Source organism: Kiloniellales bacterium (assembly GCA_030066685.1).
In the GTDB taxonomy this organism is placed as follows: Bacteria; Pseudomonadota; Alphaproteobacteria; order Kiloniellales; family JAKSBE01; genus JAKSBE01.
The window spans coordinates 1-14,835 of record JASJBF010000058.1 but is presented as its reverse complement, the minus strand read 5'-3'; the positions used below and the strand labels follow the sequence as shown (position 1 = coordinate 14,835).

General features: G+C 68.9%; 11 protein-coding genes. 3 read left to right on the top strand and 8 right to left on the bottom strand.

The features are described 5' to 3' along the window. Positions 1 to 4,538, bottom strand: a 4,538-nt coding sequence (locus QNJ30_26900; GenBank protein ID MDJ0947097.1) for a DUF6531 domain-containing protein, incomplete at its 3' end; no start/stop codon positions are given. 794 nt (positions 4,539 to 5,332) lie between these two features. On the opposite strand from QNJ30_26900, the gene QNJ30_26895 reads away from it, so the two are divergent. Further along, complete coding sequence (locus QNJ30_26895) at positions 5,333 to 5,758, top strand: DUF4399 domain-containing protein (protein MDJ0947096.1); 426 nt, start codon at positions 5,333 to 5,335, stop codon at positions 5,756 to 5,758. Positions 5,759 to 5,815: 57 nt separating this feature from the next. Here QNJ30_26895 and QNJ30_26890 read toward each other — a convergent pair whose 3' ends face one another. From QNJ30_26890 to recO, 3 genes are read right to left on the bottom strand one after another with little or no spacing between them, the layout of a single operon-like run. Beyond that, on the bottom strand, positions 5,816 to 6,385 hold the full coding sequence (locus QNJ30_26890; protein ID MDJ0947095.1) for a GNAT family N-acetyltransferase: 570 nt from the start codon (positions 6,383 to 6,385) through the stop codon (positions 5,816 to 5,818). Next, on the bottom strand, positions 6,369 to 7,625 hold the full coding sequence (locus QNJ30_26885) for an FAD-dependent oxidoreductase (protein MDJ0947094.1): 1,257 nt from the start codon (positions 7,623 to 7,625) through the stop codon (positions 6,369 to 6,371). The genes QNJ30_26890 and QNJ30_26885 overlap by 17 nt, the downstream gene beginning before the upstream one ends. After that, positions 7,622 to 8,347, bottom strand: coding sequence for a DNA repair protein RecO (recO, locus tag QNJ30_26880; protein ID MDJ0947093.1), 726 nt, complete (start codon positions 8,345 to 8,347; stop codon positions 7,622 to 7,624). Before recO ends, QNJ30_26885 begins: the two co-directional genes overlap by 4 nt. A 484-nt stretch (positions 8,348 to 8,831) precedes the next feature. Between recO and QNJ30_26875 the strand changes: the two genes are divergently transcribed. Together QNJ30_26875 and phaZ are read left to right on the top strand one after the other, a co-directional pair. Continuing rightward, entirely contained in the window at positions 8,832 to 10,031 is a 1,200-nt protein-coding gene (locus tag QNJ30_26875) for a multidrug effflux MFS transporter (GenBank protein MDJ0947092.1), read from the top strand. Between the two features lie 342 nt (positions 10,032 to 10,373). After that, positions 10,374 to 11,708: a polyhydroxyalkanoate depolymerase gene (phaZ, locus tag QNJ30_26870; protein ID MDJ0947091.1), complete on the top strand. Its 1,335-nt coding sequence runs from the start codon at positions 10,374 to 10,376 to the stop codon at positions 11,706 to 11,708. Between the two features lie 205 nt (positions 11,709 to 11,913). On the opposite strand, the gene QNJ30_26865 is transcribed toward phaZ, so the two are convergent. The 4 genes from QNJ30_26865 to QNJ30_26850 all read right to left on the bottom strand — a co-directional run. Continuing rightward, the gene (locus QNJ30_26865; protein MDJ0947090.1) at positions 11,914 to 12,237 is read right to left on the bottom strand and encodes a DUF599 family protein; all 324 of its coding nucleotides are present in this window, start codon (positions 12,235 to 12,237) and stop codon (positions 11,914 to 11,916) included. 83 nt (positions 12,238 to 12,320) lie between these two features. After that, the gene (locus QNJ30_26860) at positions 12,321 to 12,749 is read right to left on the bottom strand and encodes a DUF599 family protein (protein MDJ0947089.1); all 429 of its coding nucleotides are present in this window, start codon (positions 12,747 to 12,749) and stop codon (positions 12,321 to 12,323) included. A gap of 125 nt (positions 12,750 to 12,874) precedes the next feature. After that, positions 12,875 to 14,302, bottom strand: coding sequence for a hypothetical protein (locus QNJ30_26855; GenBank protein ID MDJ0947088.1), 1,428 nt, complete (start codon positions 14,300 to 14,302; stop codon positions 12,875 to 12,877). A gap of 150 nt (positions 14,303 to 14,452) precedes the next feature. Then, positions 14,453 to 14,835 (bottom strand): phospholipase D-like domain-containing protein (locus tag QNJ30_26850; GenBank protein ID MDJ0947087.1); only part of this gene is annotated, 383 nt, incomplete at its 5' end.

Genomic DNA, 14,835 nt, shown 5'->3' with positions numbered 1-14,835 from the left:
CTCTGCGTCACCGTCCAGGTGCCGCCCGGATGGCGCAGGCTGTAGGTGGCGTTGGAGGCATGCGCCTGCGCCTCGGGCCACTTGGCGTAGACCTCGTAGGCCTCGCTCGTCGGCACCTGGAAGCTCCAGGAGGCGACCTGGGGCGGCGGAGGCGACGGCGGACTGCCGTCAAGCAGGAGGTTCACCCGCACCTGATCGAAGTAGGCGTCGTTGCTGGTGCCGTAGCTGCGCTCGCCGCGCAGCTTCACGCGCAGCGTCCGGGTCCCGGCCGGGATCGCCGCCTGAAAGCTGCGTTCCTCCCACCAGTAGGAGGCCGACAAGAGCTCGCTCTGCGCCGCCGCGGCCACCGGAAGCGCCGCCGCGTCGAGGAACTCCAAGATCACCGCGCCCTGGTCGTCGCCGTCCCAGGAGGCCTGCAGCCAGCTCACCTCGGCCATCCGCTCGCCGGCATCGATCGCAGCGAACTGGTCGGAGGGCAGACTCAGGTCCTGGTAGACCACGCTGCTGGCGACGTCGCCCGCATAGAAGTAGTAGGCGCCATCGATCGGCACAGGATCCGTGCCGACGGCAAAGAACTCGCCGGTCTCCGGCGTCCAGCCGGCCATCGTACCCGCCTCGGCGTTGCCGTTGACCAGGAGCAGGCTCTGGCGCAACCCGGTCCCGCTCGGCTGGACCAGGTTGAGCTCGAAGGCATCCAGGTTGCCGTCGTTCGAGGTTCCCGCGCTGCGCTGGCTCGTGAGCTCGAGCCGGATGCTTCGGGTGAGCGGCGGGACGAAGACCCGAATCTCCCGCTGCTCCCAGCTGGTGCTCGGCGCGGCCCGGGTGGACTCGCGGCGGGGCCCGATCTGCTGATTGGCGGCGTCAAGGAAGATGAAAGCGGCGGAACCGCGGTCGCGCTGCACCCAGGAACTCTGCTGCCAGACCAGGCGGGCCTGCCAGCCGCCGCTGTCGACGTCGCCCCAGGTCGCCGCGGGCAGCGCGACATCCTGGTGCATCACGCTCTTTGCGACCGTACCGCCGAAGAAGAAGTAGGAGCCTTGAATCGGGTCCGGCTCCATGGTCGAGGTCTGGAACTGGCCCAGGGTCAGGGTCCAGCCGCTGATGTCGCCGGTCTCCGCGTCCGGGTTGACCAAGGGCAGCGGGACCAAACGCAGGTAGTCGTGGCCGCTGCCGGCGCTGCAGGTGAGATAGTCGCTCCCTTCGAAGCCGGGGTTGGCCGTCGAGCTGGCACAGTCGCCGACGGAGGCAAAGGCCGGATCACCGTTGTCGATGGTCTGCCCGCCCAGGGGCGGCATCGGCGGCGCCGGGCGCACCGCATGGTCGGCGCCCTCGAAGCCCTGGCCGGCGGTCGAGGACTCCCAGGTGCCGCTGGGCGTGGTGCCGGCGGCGCCGTTGTCGAGGATCACGTCGATCGGCGTGCCGCCGCCGCTGCCCGGCTCGACCTGGGCGATCAGCAGACCGTTGAGGTAGACGTAGCTGCGCGGCCAGGCGCCGGTGCCGTCGCTCTCGGCCAGCAGGCGGCCGGAGCGGTCGTAGTGGAAGTACTCGGGATCGAAGCCGCCGGGGGCCTGCTTGACCACCCGCTCGCCGCCGGCGTTGTAGAGGTACTCCTTGAGCGGCAGGCCGCCCCGGTTGACCCGCACCAGGCGGTCGTCGAGGTCGTAGTCGAAGCCGAGGTCAGGGTCGGCGCCCCGGTCGTCGGCGGTGATGTTGCCGCTGAGGCCGTGGGTCAGGCTGCGCAAGGTCCCGCCGACGTCGACGCTGAGCAGGCGGTTGGAGTCCAGCGCGTAGCTATAGACCTCGTTGGTCGTGACGCTGTCGACGGTGACGTCCCGGGTCTCGCGGTTGCCGACCGCGTCGTAGGTGTAGGCGATGTCGCCGTAGGGACCGGAGGCGCTGGTCAGGCGCGAGAGGGCGTCGTAGCCGAAACCCTGGTCGCGGGTGGCGTCGAGGTTGTCGGTGATGGCGGTGATGTTGTCCCGGCCGTCGTAGCCGATGGTCAGGTCCTGGACCGCGGTAACGCCGTCGCCGGTGTCGATGTCCTTCAAGCGGTAGTCCTGGTCGTAGGCGTAGGCCACGGTCAGGCCGTTGCCGAAGGTGAAGGACTCCATCGGCCCGAAGGGCAGGTAGGTGATGTCGCCGGCGATGGTCACCGGCACCGCGGCGGCGCTCTCCTGGGTGGTGACGCCGGCGACCCGGCCCAGGTCGTCGCGGTCGTAGTTGACGATGCGACCCGAGGGATAGGTCACCTTCACCAGGTTGTCGGCCAGGTCGTAGGCATAGCCGGTGGTGAAGCTGGTGGCGCCGATGGTCCGCGCCTCCTCGACCAGGTTGCCGCGGTGGTCGTAGCGGTAGGCGGCACTGCCGCTCGGGTCGATGGCCGAAGTCAGGCGCCCGATGCCGTGGTTGCCGCCGGCCGTGTCGTCGTAGCCGTAGGTGACGTTCTGGGTGGCGTCCGCCGGGAAGGACTTGGTCAGGACCCGGTCGAGGGCGTCGTGGGTGAACTCGGTGACCACGCCGCGGGCGTCGGTCATCCGGGTCACGTTGCCGGCCGGGTCGACGAGATAGACCGTGACGCCGGTGTCCGGGCTGTCGATCTGGATCACGTCGCCGAAGGCGTTGTGGACGTAGGTCGTGGTGAGCGTCCGCTGGTCGGTGACCGCGATCAGGTTGTCGCGGGCGTCGTAGCCGTAGCCGGCCATGCCCAGGGCCGGGTCGGTCACCTGGACCAGGCGATTCAAGGCGTCGAAGGCCCGCTGGGTCACGCCCGGCACCGCCGCGGGATCGGTGATGGTCTCGAGGTTGTCGTTGTCGTCGTAGGCGTAGGTCCAGGTCTGGCCGGCGGCGCCGATGCTCTGCAGCAAACGGCCGAGGGAGTCGAAGATCCGGCTCTGGGTGCGCTTGATATCACCGGTCGCGGACTTGACGGTCTCGGCCGTGCGGTTGCCCATGGCGTCGAGGCTGTACTCGATGCGCTCGCCCAGGTCGTTGCGCACCGCCTCCAGGCGCCGGGCCGCATCGTACTCGTAGTGCAGGCGGGTGCCGTCGGGCCGGGTGATGGTCAGGAGCTGCCCGACCGCGTCGTAGTCGAAGGCCGTGACCGCGTCGCCGGAAGCGTGCTTGATTCGCCGCGCCGTCAGCCAGCCACGCGGGTTGTAGCTCAGCTCGGTCTCGGTTCCGTTCGAATCGAGTACGGTCAGCGGCAGGCCGCGGCCGTCGAAGGCGGTGACGTGGGTCGTGTGCCCGAGCGCGTCGATGATCCTCTCGCGGTTGCCCTGGGCGTCGTACTCGAAGGTGGTCACGTCGGTGACGTCCGTGCGCGGGCCGTCGACGGTCAGCACCTGCCCGGTGGCGCTGTAGGTGTAGCTCCAGACCCGGACCTCGCCGTTGGTGCTGTAGGGCAAGGTGTGGCTGGTGGTGTCGGTGATGGTAACCGTGGTCAGCCGGCCCTGGGCGTCGTAGTCGAAGTCCGCAGTCCGCCCCGGCTCTGTCACCACGTCCGGCAGCCGCAGGGTCGGGTGCCATGTGGTGGTGATCGTCCGCTCCTCGGGCGTGCCGACGGCCTCGGTCCGGCTGGTCTCCAGGCCTCGCGCGTCGTTGACGTAGTTGGTGACGTTGCCTTTCCTGTCGGTCTTGCTGCCAACGAAGCCGTTGGCGTCGTAGGTGATGCTGGTCGACATCGCCGGCGTGTCGGCGGTTGCAGCTAGAGCCACACCGGAGAGCTTTGGTGCTCCTTCAATCGTGACGTAGCTGTAAGTCCCGACCGTGCCCAGCGGACTGGTGACGCTGCGGGAGCCGTCGGCGTTGTAGACGACGCTGAAGCTCTGCGTGTCGCCAGCATGCTTGGAAAGCGTCGCCCGCAGATCGGAATCGTATTCGAAGGTGGCGAAGCGCTCTCCGTTCTCATCGAGGATGCCGGTCAGGAAGTAGGGGGCGTCGACCCGTTCGTAGACATAGGTGACACGGGAATTGTCGGTCAGGTCGAGCAGCGTATCGTCGGGAAAAACCACATGGTGGAGGCGGTTCGGCTCCATCTCGTCTGAGATGAAGGCGTTGTCGTAAGCGTAGTGGTAGGTCTCGCCGTTCGGCGTGGTCATGGTGACCAGCCGACCCGCCGCATTGTGGCCAAAGGTCAATTGCCGGCCATAGGAATCGCTGACCGTTTCGAGATTGCCGTTCGCGTCGTGGGCGAGGGTTTGGGTGTATCCGCGTCGCGAAGCGACGGAAATCAGCCGCCCGGCGGAATCGTAGGTTTCGCTGTTGTCGTCGGCATCTGTGACGACCCAGTTGCTGCCGGAAGCCACGAGGGTCAGGACCACGTCGCTGTCCGGCTGCCAGGTGGAACCGGTCTTGGTGAACTTCAGAACCCGGCCGTCCGGGCGCTCGGCTTGAATGGTGTCGGCATCGACGATGTCCAACCTGGCTTCGAAGTTGTGTCCCCATTTGCTTCCGAAAGCCGTCTGCCGCGTATCGTGGCTGTTGTAGCTGCGAACAAAGGCCAGGGTATCGGTTCCGCCGGTCGCGAAGTCGACGGCCATTTCGAACTTGTTGCCGCTGGAAGGCGAGATCGGATTGCCCGTGGAATCCTCGCAGCAGCCGTGACGCTTGGTGTTCCTTTGGAAGCATGTGCTGCCGTCGTCGACATAGCCCGAGGGACAACTGAGAAAGACGTAACCTCTGTATTGAGGATTGGAGGGCCTGAACTTGCATTTGAAGCCATCGCCATGAGGCCGTAACCCCATGAACGTGCCGTAGATATCCTCGTATGTCCTGCAGGCAGCCTCTGCACTTGGCTCCCCGCCGTAGAAGCCGCCGGCCCAATAGTTCTGAGCCATCGCGCGGCCGCTTTGCCCGGCACCGACGAACAGAACGGCGAAAAGAAGCGCGAGAAGACAACGAAGGCATCCGGACAGAGCGGCTGGAGACATCGAAGCCATTCCCCTCTTGGCCGCCGACCTTCTGACTGGGCGGCATGTTCTTCCCCATCTCCGACCGCACCATGGTCTGGCTGACAGCATCCAGTCCTTCGGTATCGCGGTCGGATCCCCACAACTCCTAGTCGAAAGACCTGGGGTTGTGTTATCCATGCTTCGTGAAGCCGAAAAGAGAATCAACTAAAAATTCATGTATATGAATATTTTCTCTTGTTTAAGTTGTATATGCAGCTTTATGAGTCGATGCGGCGGAGTTGCCTCAGTCGGGTTCGCATTCTGGTCAAGCGATCACTTTGCCGCCGGCACCGCCGCGCGGCGCCTGATCCGCACGCGGGCCGGCGGCGAATAAGCTGCGCGCTGCGGTGTTCTTGCTAGGAAAGCCACGAGGGAGGACAGAGATGCCCAAGACGACTTCGATCCTGGCCCTGGTGCTGGGGCTTTCGCTCTTCGCCCTGCCGGGCCTGGCCGGGGAGACGCCGGCGCCGGCCGGCGCCAAGCTCTACTTCATCGGCCTGGCCGAAGGCGACACGGTCTCCAGCCCCGTGGTCGTGCGCTTCGGGCTCTCGGGCATGGGGGTCGCGCCGGCCGGGACCGAGAAGGAAAGCACCGGACACCACCACCTGCTCGTCAACGCCGAACTGCCAAGCCTGGACGAGCCGATCCCCGCGGACGAAAACCACCGGCACTTCGGCGGCGGACAGACCGAGGTCAAGCTGGAGCTGCCCGCCGGCCAGCACACGCTGCAGCTGCTGCTGGGCGACCACAACCACATCCCCCACAACCCGCCGGTCACCTCGGAGCGGATCACGATCACCGTGAAGTAGCGGGCCAGAGGACGGCGCGCGGCGGGCCCTGCCCGCGGTCGGCCGGCGCCCTTCCCGTCAGACCTCGGAAAGCCGCCGGCCGAGGAACAGGTAGCTGCGCCCGTCCTCGCTTCGCTCGACCGCCTCGGTGAAGCCGTTGCGCCGGTAGAAGGCGACGTTGCGCGCGCCCGGCGCGGTCACCAGGTGGACGCCCGGCAGTCCCGCGGCGCGGCAGCGCGCGACGAAGGCCTGCACCAGGCGGCTGCCCACGCCCCGGCGGCGGTGCTCGGGATGGCAGTTGACGTGGAGGTGGGCGGGGAATTCGCCGTAGAGATCGGCGAAGAGCCGGTAGTGGGGATGCAGGTCCCGGAAGACCGTTGCCCCGGCGCTGTCGAGGCAGCCGTTCAGGACGCCCAGCACCTCGGCCTCCCGGTCCGCGTCCAGGGCCAGCAGCAAGTGTTCCGGATAGGCCTCCAGGTAGGGCGCCAGCCAGCGCGCCAGGAAGGCGGCCCGCGAGGGCGCGTCGGCGACCCGGCGCGGGTTGGCGGAGACCAGCAGGATCTCCTCGATCTGACAGCGGAAAGGCTCGGGCGCCGCGAGGTCGGCGTAGGCCCGGATCCGCAGCGGCGGCTCAGAAGCGGTCGACACGGTAGGGCGCCAGGTCGATCCCGGGATCGCGGCCGGCCACCAGGTCGGCGATCAGCTTGCCGCTGCGCGCGCTCAGCATCAGGCCGCAGTGGCCGTGGCCGAAGGCGAAGTAGGCCTTGCGGTGGCGCCGGCCGCGCGAGATCACCGGCAGGGAATCCGGCATCGAGGGCCGGAAGCCCATCCAGGGCTTGGCCTCGCTCGTGTCGAGCCCGGGGAAGAAGCGCCTGGCGTGGGTCAGCAGGACTTCGGCGCGCTTCCAGTTGGGCGCGGCCTCCAGGCCGCCGAGCTCGACCGTCCCGGCCAGGCGCAGGCCATGCTCCAGCGGGGTCGAGACGAAGCCGTAGGTCGTGGAGTAGACCGGAATGCGCGGTTCGACGCCGGGGTTCGGCAGCTGCATGTGGTAGCCGCGCTCGGTGTCGAGCGGCGGGTCCTCGCCGAGCTGCCGGGCCAGGGCGCGCGACCAGGCGCCGGCCGCCAAGACCACGGCGTCGCAGGGCAGCGGCCCGGCCTCGGCGACCACGGCGCTGGGCCCCGCGCCGTCGGCGCCGGCGAAGTCGAAGCCGCGGACCTCCTGGCGCAGCAGGGTCCCGCCTTCCCGGGTGAAGGCGGCGGCGAGCTCTTGGACCAGGCGGAAGTTGTTCACCGTGTGGCCGACGTTGGGGTAGTAGACGCCGCGGTGGAAGCCCGGCGCCAGGGCCGGCTCGAGCTGGCGCAGCTCCTCCGGCGGCAGGATCTCCAGGGCGACGCCGCGGCGGCGTTGCAGCTCGATGTAGGGCTGGGCGGCGGCGAAGTGCTCCTCGGTCTCGTAGACGCCGACCCAGCCGCCGCGCTTCAGCATGGCCTCGGCGCCGGCCAGCTCGAGCAGCGGCTTGAAGGCGTCGAAGGAGCCGTCCATCAGCGCCTTGAGGGCGATCGAGATCCGCTCGACCTCGGCCGGGCGGCTGGCGGCGACGAAGCGCAGCAGCCAGGGCGCCAGGCGCGGCAGGTAGGACCAGCGGATCGCCAGGGGGCCCAGCGGGTCGAGCAGCATGCCCGGGACCTTGCGCAGGATCCCCGGCATCGCGACCGGGACCACCGATTCCTCGCCGATCACCGCGCCGTTGCCGAAGGAGGTCCCCTCGCCCGGACCCTGGCGGTCGACCAGGGTGACCGCGTGACCGTCGCGTTGCAGGTAGAGCGCAACGCAGACCCCGACGACGCCGGCGCCGATCACCACGATCCGCTGCGCGCTGTCGGTCATCGCGGCGCCTGCGCGCCCACGGCGGCGGCCAGGCGGTCGCGCGCCGCGGGCAGCGGCCGGTCCTGGGGGTGGAAGATGTGCCGCTCGAGGAAGCGGCCGGTCAGGGCCAGGCCCTGGGCGACCTCACGGGCGCCGCCGCTGCCCTTGCCGACCAGGAAGCCCGGCAGCGCCAGCAGCCTGTCGCGGTAGGGCTCGCCGGCGGCCAGGGAGACCGCCCGTCCGGTCCGCGGCGAGACGTAGGCCAGCTCGTCGTTGCCGCCGCCGGCGCAGGCGCTGAGGTCGAGGCCGAAGCCGAGCTCCTTCAGGAGGGCCAGTTCCCAGACCACGTAGGTCTCGCCCCAGTGCTCGCCCTCCAGGGCGGCGATCAGGGCCAGCAGGCCGTCGTGGCAGGCGGGGTGGGGCTCGCGCTCCGGCAGGGCCTGCTCGCAGACCGCGAGCGCCGCCCGCAGCGCGCCGAGCCTGGCCGGATCGTCCAGGAAGCGCGCCGCCACCGCCTCCTCCAGCTCGCAGGCGAAGCTGCCCAGGTGCTCGGCCAGGCGGGCCCGCCAGGTCGCCCGCACCCGATTGCCCGGCTGCAGCACGCCGCTCAGACGCCGCCCCTGGCCGCCGCGCACAAGGCCGGCATGGCGGCCGTAAGTCCGGGTCAGGAGCTGCACCACCGCCCCGGCCTCGCCGTGCGGGCGCAGCCCCAGGACCACCGCCTCGTCGCTCCACTCGATCATGGCGCGCAGGTTAACCGTTTTTCCAGGCGCGTAAAATCCGCCGCGACCGAGGGCTGCCGCAGCAGCGCAAGCGGTGTCCGTCGTCGTGGCAGCCGCGAAGCCGCCGGACGGGACCGTGGCAGGGTTGGGCCGATTTTTGTATGGCCCCTACGTAATCAACCGGGGGTTACCCCCGCCGCACTCTGTGCTAAGCACCTTCCCTGTCTCTAACCGTGCCGGTTGCGCCCCGGCCGTCTCGCCGGGGTTGTTTTCCTGTGATGAATGACACGGCGGGATCCTGTCCGGCGGAGGCAAAATAGCCGGGCAATCAAGTGCCGAGTCTCGTGGCCCGGCCGCCCCGGGTTAAGCGGACGGTCGCCGGGACGGAGTTGGTCATGCCGAAATTGCTGGAGAATCCGGCCGGCGCAAGCTTCGCAAGATCCGGCAAGGCGCCGCCGAAGGGAGAAGGTGTTTGGAGCGGATCTCCGCTAAGGAGACGACGACCATGGCCCCCGAGTCCGCGGGGCCCGGCGCGACCAGGCCCGGAAGGCGCCCGTCCCTGCTGCTCCTAGTGGGATTGGCGGCGGTCGGGCCCTTCGCCATGAACGTCGTGGTGCCGGCAATGCCGGCGCTGGCCAAGGTCTTCGACACCACCTACGGCGTAATGCAGCTGGTGCTGACCGCCTACCTGGCGGCGACCGCGGCGATCCAGCTGGTCCTGGGGCCGCTCTCCGACCGTTTCGGCCGCCGCCCGGTGATCCTCTACGGCATGGGATTCTTTCTGCTGGGCAGCGTGATCTGTGCCTGCGCGACCACGGTCGAGGTTCTGATCGCCGGCCGGATCATTCAGGCAGCCGGGGCCTGCGCCGGGCTGGTCATCGGCCGCGCGATCATCCGTGACGTCTTCGGCCGCGAGCAGGCCGCCAGCAACATCGGCTACGTCACCATGGCCATGGTGGTCGCGCCCATGCTGGCCCCGGCCGTCGGCGGCTACCTCTTCGACCACCAGGGCTGGCAGGCCATGTTCTGGCTTTCGCTGCTGCTGGGTCTGGCCATCCTGGCGGTCAGCCTGCGCCACCTGCACGAGACCCGGCAGCCGAGCCTCGACGGCGAGGTCAGCCTCAGCTGGAACGCGGTGCTGGGCCTGCTCCGCGACCGTTTCTTCTGCGGCTACACCATCGTGCTGGCCTGCGCCTCCGGAATCTTCTTCACCTTCCTCGCCGGCGCGGCCTACGTCGTCACCGAGATCATGGGCCGGCCGGCCAGCGAATACGGCCTCTACTTCATCCTTTCGGCGGTCGGTTACGTCCTCGGCAACTTCCTGTCCGGCCGCTACGCCGTCCGGGTCGGCCTGCAGCGGATGATCACCATCGGCTGCGGTTTCGCGGCCCTCGGCCTGCTCCTGCTCTGGGGCCTGAGCGGCATCCAGCACACCGCGGCGCTCTTCGGCCCGATGTTCGTCCTGGCACTCTCCAACGGCCTGACCCTGCCCAGCGCCATGGCGAGCGCGGTCTCGGCCCGGCCGCGCCTGGCCGGCACCGCCGCCGGCATCGCCGGCTTCGCACAGATCGGCCTTGGCGCCCTACTCGCCTTCGTGGTCGGCGTCCTCCAGGAGGGCAGCAACAGCGCCCTGCCAATGATGATCATCATGACCGCGGCGGGTCTGGTCTCCTTCGCCGGCTTCGCCATGACGCGGCGCGGCTGAGACGTCGAGGCGGACGATTGCGGCCGCTTGCGGTGTGGCGGCTCTGCGGCACTTGCCCCGGCGGGTGCGCAGGCGGGAGCTGCAATGATGCAGCGCAGCAGCCTCCCGACCGGCCGTGCCGCTTAGTCGGCTCAACGATCTGTTAACCATTTCAAGCCTTAGTTTGCCGCGGCGATCGTTTCGCCGGTTTGCTTTGCTGCGCCGCACCGGAATAACATTGCGCCGCAAAAGCGATTCGGGAAACGAATCCACCGCGCGGGCAGCCGGGGCGCAGATCCCCAAAGCCCGCGTTCGAACAACGGGCCAGAGACAAGGCCACCGACCGGGGATAGACGCGCTGCCATGAACTACCACACCTATGAGCTCGCCCACGCCCTGATGACGCCGCTGCGCTGGGGCGCCAAGAACCTCAAATACCACCTCGACTCGCCGCTCAACCCCTTCGCGGTCATGCCGCTGGCGCGCCACATGGCGGCCGGCTGCGAGGTCTTCGAGAACGTGACTCGGCGCTACGGCAAGCCGGAGTTCGGCCTGACCGAGACCAGGATCCATGGTCTGCCGGTGCCGCTGACCGAGGAGGTGGTGCTGGAAACGCCCTTCTGCCGCCTCTTGCACTTCGCCCGCGACGAGTCCCTGGTCGGCCGACGCCACGACCCCAAGGTCCTGATCGTCGCACCGCTCTCGGGGCACTACGCGACCCTGCTGCGCGACACGGTGCGGGCCATGGTGCCGGAGCACGAGGTCTACATCACCGACTGGGTCGACGCCCGCGACGTGTCGCTGCGCGAGGGGCCCTTCGACCTGGACGACTACATCGACACCCTGATCGGCTTCATCCGCTTCCTGGGGTCGAACACCCACGTCATGGCGGTCTGCCAGCCCTCGGTGCCGGCCCTGGCCGCGACCGCGCTCATGGCCGCCGAGAACGACCCCTGCCAGCCGGCCTCGCTCACCCTGATGGGCGGCCCGATCGACACCCGGCGCAACCCGACGGTAGTCAACCGCCTGGCCGCCGAGAAGCCGATCGCCTGGTTCGAGCGCGCGGTGATCTCCCACGTGCCCTTTCCCAACGCCGGCTACGGCCGCGCGGTCTATCCCGGCTTCATGCAGCTGACCGGCTTCATGACCATGAACCTGGAGCGCCACATCGACGCCCACGAGCGGCTGTTCGAGAACCTGGTCCGCGGCGACTGCGACTCGGTCAAGCAGCACCAGGACTTCTACGAGGAGTACCTCTCGGTCATGGACCTGCCGGCCGAGTTCTACCTGCAGACCGTCGAGACCGTGTTCCAGACCCACGCCCTGCCCGAGGGCACGCTCGAGCACCGCGGCAGGCCGGTCGACTGCGGTGCCATCACCCGGACCGCCCTGATGACCGTCGAGGGCGAGAAGGACGACATCTGCGGCCTGGGCCAGACCGACGCCGCCCACGACCTCTGCCGCAACGTGCCCCAGGACGAGAAGTACCACTACGTCCAGCCCGGCGTCGGCCACTACGGCGTCTTCAACGGCAGCCGCTGGCGCAGCGAGATCCAGCCGCGGATCCGCGAGTTCATCCGCACCATCCAGTTCAAGCGGATGATCGGCACGCCCGAGGCACGCTTCGGCCTGCCCTACCGCAGCCTCCAGCAAACCCGCGAGCCCGAGGTGGACTGGCGCAACGAGTCTCTGAACTGAGGGGATATGGTTGGAGGAGGGGAGTCTCGAGGGCTCTTCCTTCTCGCTGTCACCCTCGGGCTTGACCCGAGGGTCCATCGAAGGGCGAGACACCGACATCGATGGATTGCCGGATCGCGCGGAGCGCCGCGCGTACGCGCCCCGGCAATGACAGTAGAGATGAATGCAGGCTGCGGGACTGACGAGTTCAGACTCCTCACCTCCCTCACAGCTCCTCGTCCAAGCGGTCCATCGCCTTGACGTAGCGGCCGATGGCGCGGGCGGTGCGGGTGCCGATCTGGCGGTAGACCAGCAGGACCATGACCGCTGCGGTGGCGAGCATGCAGGGGATCGGCCCGATGAAGAGGAAGAGCGCCGCGACCGCGAAGTAGTAGCCGCGGATGCCGGAGTTGAAGCTCTTGACCGCCTCGGTCAGCACGGTCCCGGTGGCCTCGACCATGTCGTGGCGCGCGCCGCTCTCCGGCACCTCCTGGATCTCGGCCTCCGGCAGCCCACCGGCCAGGGCCACGGTGTAGATCAGCTTGCGCAGCGCCAGTTCAAGATCGGCTCAGATTGGCCCAATCTGAGCCGTGAATCTTGATCTCCTTTGATGGTAGGAGCCTGATTCACGCATCAAACCTTGCGGTGTGACGCGATCAGGCTCCGGGTGAAGGAGAAGAAGCTGACCAGCAGCAGGCAGAAGATCACCGCCAGCTTGAGCGCAAAGAGCTCGAGCGACATGGCGTCGATCATCGGCAAGTCGACCACGATCCCGTGGACGCTGGTCACGCTGGCCAGGGTGCCGACCAAGGCGGCCAGCACGATCAGGGTCGCCGAGCCGAAGAAGGCGACGGAATGGATGATGTGCCCCAGCATGACCGCATCGAAGGTCTTGTTCTCCCGCCCGAGCGAGATCGCGATCCAGCGCGTCCGCACAACCCCGAGCTGAACGTTCAGGGTGCCCCGCGCGAAGGCCGCCAGCAGCGGCGTATAGCCGGCCCAGGCCGCCGCCAGCAGGGCGACGGCGGCGATGTGCAGGAGGTCGAGGTCGGCGGAAAGCATGGCGGTCCTGGGCTGCGCGCGGAGGCACCCCGGACCTTATCGCCGAAGGCGCCGGAGAATACCAGCGCGGCGGCCGGCCCGGCGGGCCGTCCTCCTCGGCTCCCGGCTTGGATGGGAGCTTCGGATCAGGCCCTCTTCCGTGCGGGTCTCGAGGCCCCGGCCGGAGGCGCCTGAGCCGCCGTCAGATAGGCCTCCCAGACCGGCTTGTCGTCGAGCGCCAGGGCCGCGCGCAGCGCCGGGACCGGGGCGTTCTCCAGCGCCGCGTCGGCCTCGTGCAGGCGCCAGTAGCGGGTGTGGCTGAACAAGCCGAAGGCCGCCTTGGTGCGCAGCGGGACATCGCGGATCGCCGCCCCGAAGCGGCGCGAAGCCGGCGCCGTGGTGTCCGCGAGCGGCCCGCCGATGAGGTCGCCGTCGATGAAGAAGCGGCTGGGGAAGTAGAGGTTGGTCCAGCGCACCGGCGCGAAGACCGCCGCGTGGTGCGGGACCCGAAGCGTGCGTTCCTGCGTGACGGCCTTGCCGTCCGCCCGAACCTCGACGTCGTAGCCCTGCTTGAAGGAGAAGACCTTGCCGTATTCGAGGAAGGGCAGACAGCTGGGCAGCTCGCGCTGGCGCTGGCGCGCCCGGAAGTCGGCGGCGTCGCGCGCCAGCAGGAGCTCGGCATGGGCGAGCGGGCTGCCCAGCGTGACGAAGTCCGTGACCAGCCAGGCGTGGCCGTTCTCGAGCAGCTCGAAGCCGTAGGCCCGCTGCGCCGCGGCGATCTCGTCGCGGGCGGCGGCCGGGTCCGCACGCTGCGCCCGCGCCAGGGCTTCCAGGGCCTTCAAGGCGTCGTGCTTCGGTGTTTCCGGACTGGCGTGGCGGGCGTGGCGCGCGGTCCAGAAGTGATAGAGGATGTCGTAGCCGATCACGCTGCCCAGGCTGTGCCCGACTACGACGATGCGGTTGTAGTCGCCGCGCTCGTGCAGCTCGGCGAGGAGATCGACCCCGGCGCTGCGGATCTTCTGCCGGGCCGGCACGTTGGCCGGCGAGGGGTCGAGATAGCGGGCGGCGTCGGCGACGTGGGTCAGGAGGAAGCCCTGCAGGACCAGGCCGACCGCGCCGAGCGCGGGCATGAGCCAGGCGAGGCCGCCGGCTTCGAGATAGCGCGCGACGCCACCGGCGGAAAGCAGCACCGCGGCGGCCAGGACGACGATCCAGGACAGCCACCAGAGCGGGCGCAGCTGCGACGGCGCCTTTGACGGCCGGCGGAACAGCAGCGACAGGACCCAGCGCCGAACGTGCGACACCCGGTTGCCCTGCATCAGGTGCTGCCAGTAGAACTCGAAGAAGTCGGTGCGCGGGCGGTCGCGCCGCCGCGGCGCGCTGCAACGCCGCAGCTCGAAGCTCTTGGAGAACTCGTCGGGCTTGCTCCAGTACTTCGGCAGATAGCTCTTGTCGCTCTCGGTCAGCACGGCTTCGAGAAAACCGCGCAGGGTCTCCATTGGCCGCTGGTCGCCGATGCCGTGAATGACGATTACCGCCTGCTTGCGGTCCTTCAGCTCCGTCAGGTCGGTCATGGATCACGCCGCTCCGCTGGTTTGCGCCGGGTTGGACGAGCGGCGCCGGCCGGCGCCGTTTGCCGCGGCGAGCGCCGCAGGTCCGACCTCGATAGCACGTTCCGGGCGAGGCGGCGCGGCGGATGATCCGCCGGTCGCGACCTTCGGCCACTATCGGAACAGCCGGCGGCGCAGATCGTGGTAGGACCCGGACCGGAAATGCCGGGCCACCCAGCCGTCGGTCGGATCGAGAACCGCGATTCGCCGGGACGCAGCGGCGCCGTTCGAGCGCCGCGCGCGGGCCCGCCGGATCGCGATCGTCCGGAAGAAGAGGTGATTGAACAGCCGGGTGAACTCGTTCACGTAGATGTCGGAGACCGCGCGCGCTGCCTCGCCCCTGAGGAGCAGCATGTTCTCGTCGTTGCTCTCGACCGAGTTGTCGGAGAAGTTCGCCGAGCCGGTGTAGATCATCGGGTCCTCGCCCAGCGAATCCAGCAGCATGTACTTGGTGTGCACATAGAAGATGTGCCCCCGCCTGCGGAAGTGCTCCTCGG

What these genes read in the sequence shown, in the direction of transcription:
- QNJ30_26895 (MDJ0947096.1), top strand. Translation starts at nt 5,333, where the DNA reads ATGCCCAAGACGACTTCGATCCTGGCCCTGGTGCTGGGGCTTTCGCTC.
- QNJ30_26885 (MDJ0947094.1), bottom strand. Translation starts at nt 7,625, where the DNA reads ATGACCGACAGCGCGCAGCGGATCGTGGTGATCGGCGCCGGCGTCGTC.
- recO (MDJ0947093.1), bottom strand. Translation starts at nt 8,347, where the DNA reads ATGATCGAGTGGAGCGACGAGGCGGTGGTCCTGGGGCTGCGCCCGCAC.
- QNJ30_26875 (MDJ0947092.1), top strand. Translation starts at nt 8,832, where the DNA reads ATGGCCCCCGAGTCCGCGGGGCCCGGCGCGACCAGGCCCGGAAGGCGC.
- phaZ (MDJ0947091.1), top strand. Translation starts at nt 10,374, where the DNA reads ATGAACTACCACACCTATGAGCTCGCCCACGCCCTGATGACGCCGCTG.
- QNJ30_26860 (MDJ0947089.1), bottom strand. Translation starts at nt 12,749, where the DNA reads ATGCTTTCCGCCGACCTCGACCTCCTGCACATCGCCGCCGTCGCCCTG.
- QNJ30_26855 (MDJ0947088.1), bottom strand. Translation starts at nt 14,302, where the DNA reads ATGACCGACCTGACGGAGCTGAAGGACCGCAAGCAGGCGGTAATCGTC.